Genomic DNA, 6,656 nt, shown 5'->3' on the forward strand with positions numbered 1-6,656 from the left:
GCAACGCTCTACGTCCCGTCAGGGACACAACATGGGTAGGCCATTTACAACCACTCCAAACTCGTAGCCGCATTAAAAAGTAAAGCCGCCGGTCTTTCGATCGGCGGCTTTTTGTTGTCCGGTTCAGACAACAACGTGCAAGTTGGGTGGGAGAATGTACCTATGGCTGCGGTAGACACTGACAACGTACCTGAGCCCCAAAAAAGAAGCTACTCCCCAGTTGGGAAGCAGCTTCCGTAACTACTGACAACTCAACGTCTAACTACTTTTCGAACGGTGATAGGCACACACTTCGCTGGCGGACACTGGCAATCCGAACGTGGGATCGTTACTACCGTGTCCGCGAAGCATCCGTCGGCCGTGAACACACGCACCGTATACGTGCTCCCTGCCGCCGTTGGCGGGTTAAGCAAGCCACCGCGCAACACACTGCCTGTAGTCAGGCCAGTGAGCGGCTGATTGCTGCTAAAGAGCGTACCCGATGCCGAGAAGGTGCTACCCAGGCTAATGTTGTAATTAACTCCCGCGCTAACCGGGCCAGACAATACAAGCTGTGCATCATCCTGTGCCGCTGCCGACGTTGCACTGCATGTCGCGGCGATAGCTACGACCGACAGCGGTGTGGGCGCCGACAGTTCAGCAATGATGATCGGGCAACACGAGCTGCCTGGGCAGTTACCAAGGCCATTAGCGTCGGTGACCACCACCCGGTATTCACCTGGCAGGGTAGCAATAAGGCTATTATCGGTTCCATCCTGCACGATGGTGCTGCTTGTTGAACCGGGTGCCGTGTACTGCCACTGGTAGTTACTGAAGCCAGCCGTCGTTGTCAGACTGTAGGCGTAGTCGCTATTGGCACATGGCGTGAACGGAACCGATACGCAGACCGTAGCGAGCTGCGTACAACCCGGGCGACTTGACACGGCCACCGTGAACGTATAGACACCCGAGGCTAAACCAGCCGTTTGCACTGCCGAGGCATTGGTTGGCGTGATGCTGACGCCCGCGGGTGCGCTCCAGACGTAGGTATAACTTCCGGCTGGCGACACACTCGCTGAGAGGAATGCCGACTGACCGGCCGCAACCGTTGCGCTGGCAGCGGTAGCCGTTACGACATAGTCGCAGGCAGCTACCAAACATGATTCGGGTGCAACGTAGGTTGTAGAAGCCGATGCGTAGGCACTACCGCTCACGGTCACGGTATGTGTACCCGTTCCAGACACCAGACCCGATAAGCTGAAGCTGGCCGTTGTCTGGCCGTCGGCCACGGCCACCGTTGTACCGCTGTTTCCGTCCGTGATGGTCAATACACCGGCAACGGCATTGGTCAGCGAGATAATACCCGAGGTAGTGTATCCGTTCGTTGCCGGCTCACACGTACCTGGATCAACAATGCTGATGGCCAGGTCTGGGGTAGCGACCGTCACCGAGACAGTCGCCGTTGAGGTACAGCCCGGTTGAGTGGTCACGGTTACAGTAAACGTATTCACACCTGTTGGCAGATTCGACGCCACCACCGTTGCCGCGTTGGCTGGCGCGATAGTTCCGGGGCCATTCCAGGCGTAGGTATACGAACCTGCCGGACTAACAACAGCTGACAGGCTCACCGACTGACCAGGCGTACTGGTATAGCTGCTGGCCTGCGCGGCAATTGAGATACCGGCACAGAACGTCTGGCAAGCTGGCACCACCACCGCAACGGTGTCTGGGCAGCCGTTCGAGGTGTAGACGAACCGGTATGAACCAACCGCCAGTCCACCCACCGTAGTCGAAGCGGCATTTGGCGTGAAGGTAGCCACCGTTGGGTTCCCCGCTGCATTGCTCCATGAACCACCAATGGGCGTAGCCGTCAGGGTCGTCGAGGTTGGCGTTTCACCTGATGGGCCACAAACCAGTGTCTGGTCTGAACCGGCATTGGGCTTCGGTTTAACCGTTACCACAATACTATCGATGCTGAAACAACCGGTGAGCGGTACGGCCACGCGGGTATAGAACGTCGTCGTCACCGTTGGCGCAACCGTTAGGCTGGTCAGCGGATTAACCTGTGCCTGTGCATTCAGAAGAGAGGCAAAGAACGTACGGCTGTTACCAACCGACGTGGCCAGGTTTGCCGACAGGTCAACCGTTTCGCCAAGGCAGATGCTCAGGCTGGTCGTTGTCACCACAGGCCGTGGTGCTGTTGTTATCGACACAAACACAGTGTCTGAACAAGCGGCTGCACTATTGGCAACCAGCGCGAAGTACAACGTCTGGCCTGGCGCCGGCAATTGACTTGCCGTTGGCGTGAAGGTAAGACCAGCCCCAACCGTAGTGCTGAACAGGCTCGTGGTATCGGTTAGCGGGCCGAAGAATAGACTGCTGGCGATCGTGCCGCTGGTCACGGTACCGACTATCGGTAGTGGCAACGTGCCTTCGCAGATCGTTTGCGACCGAAGTGCCGCTGCTACGCTGATGACGGGCTTAACATCGAGTGTCACATCGATCGGCGTGATAATCGTGCAGCCAGTCGGGTTGGTGCTCATGACTGTGAACAGGTTCACACCCGCCGCCAAACTGACGTTTAGTGGGTTGGCGATCACTGTTCCATTCATCCCACCGAGTCGGAAGATATTGGTCAGGCCAGCTACGTTACCATTTCCTGCCAGAAGCGCGCTCAGGTTAACTGGTGCATTTATGGCCGCACAGAGAGTCAGGCTAATTGGGGTAACCACGGGCACATCAACACCGGTTACCGAGATCGGTGCCGCTGCCGTACAACCAAATGGACTGGCCGATACCACGTTGAAGAGGTTCACCCCCGCCCCGATACTCACCGAGGTTGGCGTATTGATCAACGTACCCAAACCGATCAGATTACCCGTGCGGAACACGTTAGTCAGTCCGGTCAGGTCGGCCAGGCTTGTCAGGTCCAGCGTAACACCGGCGCAGAGGCTCAGGTTAATTGGCGTCAGCACTGGCGTAGCTGCTCCCGTCACTGAGATTGGCGTAGCCGTGGTGCAACCTGTCGGCGCCGTGCTCACCACATTGAAGAGGTTGACACCTGCCCCGATGCTCACCGAGGTTGGTGTACCTAACAACGTACCCAGCCCCAGCAGACCGCCCGTGCGGAACACGTTCGTTAAGCCCGTTAAACCCGAAAGGCTGGTCAGATCCAAATTGGCCCCCACGCAGAGCGAGAGCGCGATCGGCGCTACAACTGGCGCATTCACCCCTGTCACTGAAATCGGGGTAGCGGTGGTGCAACCTGTTGGCGCCGTACTTACCACATTGAAGAGGTTCACCCCAGCCCCAATGCTTACTGAGGTTGGTGTGCCTAGCAGCGTACCCAGCCCCAGCAAGTTACCTGTGCGGAACACGTTGGTCAGCCCAGTCAAGCCACTCAGGCTAGTCAAGTCCAGATTCGTGCCGACGCACAAGCTCAGGGCAATGGGGGCTACCACAGGAGCATTCACCCCGGTTACACTAATTGGTGTGGCCGTGGTACAGCCTGTTGGGGCCGTAGAGACGACATTGAAGAGGTTGACACCTGCCCCGATGCTTACCGAGGTCGGTGTGCCTAGCAACGTACCCAGCCCCAGCAGACCGCCCGTGCGGAACACGTTGGTCAAACCCGTTAAACCACTCAAGCTAGTCAGATCTAGATTGGCCCCGACACAAAGCGAAAGTGCGATCGGTGCGATCGTTGGCGGATTTACGCCGGTCACTGAGATGGGCGTAGCCGTGGTACAACCTGTCGGCGCCGTGCTCACTACATTGAAGAGGTTCACCCCAGCCCCAATGCTTACTGAGGTCGGTGTGCCCAAGAGATTGCCCAAGCCCAGCAGCCCACCCGTGCGGAAGACGTTGGTTAAACCCGTTAAACCCGAAAGGCTGGTTAGGTCCAGATTCGTACCCACACATAGGCTCAACGCAATCGGCGCAACCACCGGTGGATTTATCCCCGTCACGGAAATTGGCGTAGCGGTGGTGCAGCCTGTCGGAGCCGTACTTACCACATTGAAGAGATTCACCCCGGCCCCGATGCTCACCGAAGTGGGTGTACCCAGGAGATTGCCTAGGCCCAGCAGACCGCCTGTGCGGAAAACGTTGGTCAAGCCGGTCAAGCCCGAAAGGCTGGTCAGATCCAAATTGGCCCCGACACATAAGCTCAGGGCAATGGGACCTAGCACCGGTGCATTTATCCCCGTCACTGAAATCGGGGTAGCGGTGGTGCAACCTGTTGGCGCCGTACTCACCACATTAAAGAGATTCACCCCAGCCCCAATGCTTACTGAGGTCGGTGTACCTAGCAACGTACCCAGCCCCAGCAACCCTCCCGTGCGGAAGACGTTAGTCAAGCCCGTTAAACCCGAAAGGCTGGTCAAGTCCAGGTTCGTACCCACGCACAGGCTTAGCGCGATTGGTGCAAGGACTGGTGGGTTTATGCCGGTCACCGAAATTGGTGTAGCGGTCGTACATCCCGTTGGTGCGGTGCTCATCACATTGAAGAGGTTCACTCCGGCGCCAATACTCACCGAGGTTGGCGTACTTAATAACGTACCCAGCCCCAGCAGGTTACCTGTGCGGAAGACGTTGGTCAAGCCGGTCAAGCCCGAAAGGCTGGTCAGATCTAGATTGGCCCCGACGCAGAGCGAGAGCGCGATCGGCGCTACTACCGGCGCATTCACGCCCGTCACCGAAATTGGCGTAGCGGTGGTGCAGCCTGTCGGAGCCGTAGAGACGACGTTGAAGAGATTCACCCCTGCCCCGATGCTCACCGAAGTGGGTGTACCCAGGAGATTGCCCAAGCCCAGCAGCCCACCCGTGCGGAAGACGTTGGTTAGTCCCGTTAGGCCAGACAGACTCGTCAGGTCCAGGTTCGTACCCACACACAGACTCAAAGCGATCGGCGAGACTACCGGTGGGTTTACCCCCGTCACCGAGATCGGCGAAGAGGTCGTACAACCAAACGGAGTAGTTGAAACTACGTTGAAGAGGTTCACCCCTGCCCCGATACTCACCGAGGTTGGCGTATTGATCAACGTACCCAGACCGATCAGATTACCCGTGCGGAAGATATTCGTCAGACCAGCTAAGCCATTAAGGCTGGTCAAATCCAGATTCGTGCCTACACAGAGACTTAAGTTAATTGGCAGGATTGCGCCAGGAGCAACGCCGGTCACTGAAATCGGGGTAGCGGTCGTACAACCCGTTGGCGCGGTGCTTACGACATTGAAGAGATTCAATCCAGCGCCGATGCTCACCGAAGCGGGGTTCCCTAACACCGTTCCCAACCCTAAGAGATTGCCTGTGCGAAAGACGTTGGTCAGACCAACCAATCCGTTTAGCGTGGTCAGGTCCAAATTAGTCCCTACGCAGAGTGACAAGGCAATGGGCGCAATCACTGGCGGGTTTATGCCGGTCACCGAAATTGGCGTAGCGGTGGTACAACCTGTCGGCGCGGTGCTCACCACATTGAAGAGGTTCACCCCGGCCCCGATGCTCACTGAGGTCGGTGTACCTAGCAAGGTACCCAGCCCCAGCAAGTTACCTGTGCGGAACACGTTGGTTAGTCCGGTTAGGCCTGAAAGACTGGTCAAGTCCAGATTCGTGCCGACACATAAGCTCAAGGCGATCGGCGCCACCACTGGCGCATTCACGCCGGTCACCGAGATGGGCGTAGCCGTGGTACAGCCCGTTGGCGCCGTAGAGACGACGTTAAAGAGATTCACCCCAGCGCCGATGCTCACCGAGGTTGGTGTGCCTAGAAGATTACCCAGCCCCAGCAGACCGCCTGTGCGGAACACGTTGGTCAAACCCGTTAAGCCACTCAAGCTAGTCAGATCCAAATTGGCCCCGACGCAAAGCGAAAGTGCGATCGGCGCCACCACCGGCGCATTCACGCCTGTCACCGAAATTGGCGTAGCGGTGGTGCAGCCTGTCGGAGCCGTGCTTACCACGTTGAAGAGGTTGACGCCTGCCCCGATGCTCACCGAGATCGGTGTACCTAGCAGCGTACCCAGCCCCAGCAGACCGCCCGTGCGGAAGACGTTAGTCAAGCCCGTTAAACCCGAAAGACTGGTCAAGTCCAGGTTCGTACCCACGCACAGGCTTAGCGCGATTGGTGCAAGGACTGGTGGGTTTATGCCGGTCACCGAAATTGGTGTAGCGGTCGTACATCCCGTTGGTGCGGTGCTCATCACATTGAAGAGGTTCACTCCGGCGCCAATACTCACCGAGGTTGGCGTACCTAACAACGTACCCAGCCCCAGCAAGTTACCTGTGCGGAACACGTTGGTCAGCCCAGTTAAGCCACTCAAGCTAGTCAGATCCAAATTGGCCCCGACGCAAAGCGAAAGTGAGATCGGTGCGATCGTTGGCGGATTTACGCCTGTCACTGAGATTGGCGTAGCGGTGGTACAACCTGTCGGCGCCGTGCTCACTACATTGAAGAGGTTCACCCCAGCCCCAATGCTCACCGAGGTCGGTGTGCCTAGTAACGTACCCAGCCCCAGCAAGTTACCTGTGCGGAACACGTTGGTCAAGCCGGTTAGGCCACTCAAGCTAGTCAGATCTAGATTCGTACCCACGCATAGGCTCAAAGCAATCGGCGCCACCACTGGCGCATTCACGCCGGTCACCGAGATGGGCGTAGCCGTGGTGCAACCTGTTGGCGC

At 57.8% G+C, this 6,656-nt stretch carries 1 protein-coding gene; it reads right to left on the reverse strand.

Going from position 1 to position 6,656, the window contains the following annotated elements:
• Positions 1-251: 251 nt before the first annotated feature.
• Positions 252-6,569, reverse strand: coding sequence for a beta strand repeat-containing protein (locus ACAW75_RS12015; RefSeq protein ID WP_370728957.1), 6,318 nt, complete (start codon positions 6,567-6,569; stop codon positions 252-254).
• Positions 6,570-6,656: the final 87 nt, after the last annotated feature.

Source organism: Fibrella arboris, from assembly GCF_041321095.1.
Lineage (GTDB): Bacteria > Bacteroidota > Bacteroidia > Cytophagales > Spirosomataceae > Fibrella > Fibrella arboris.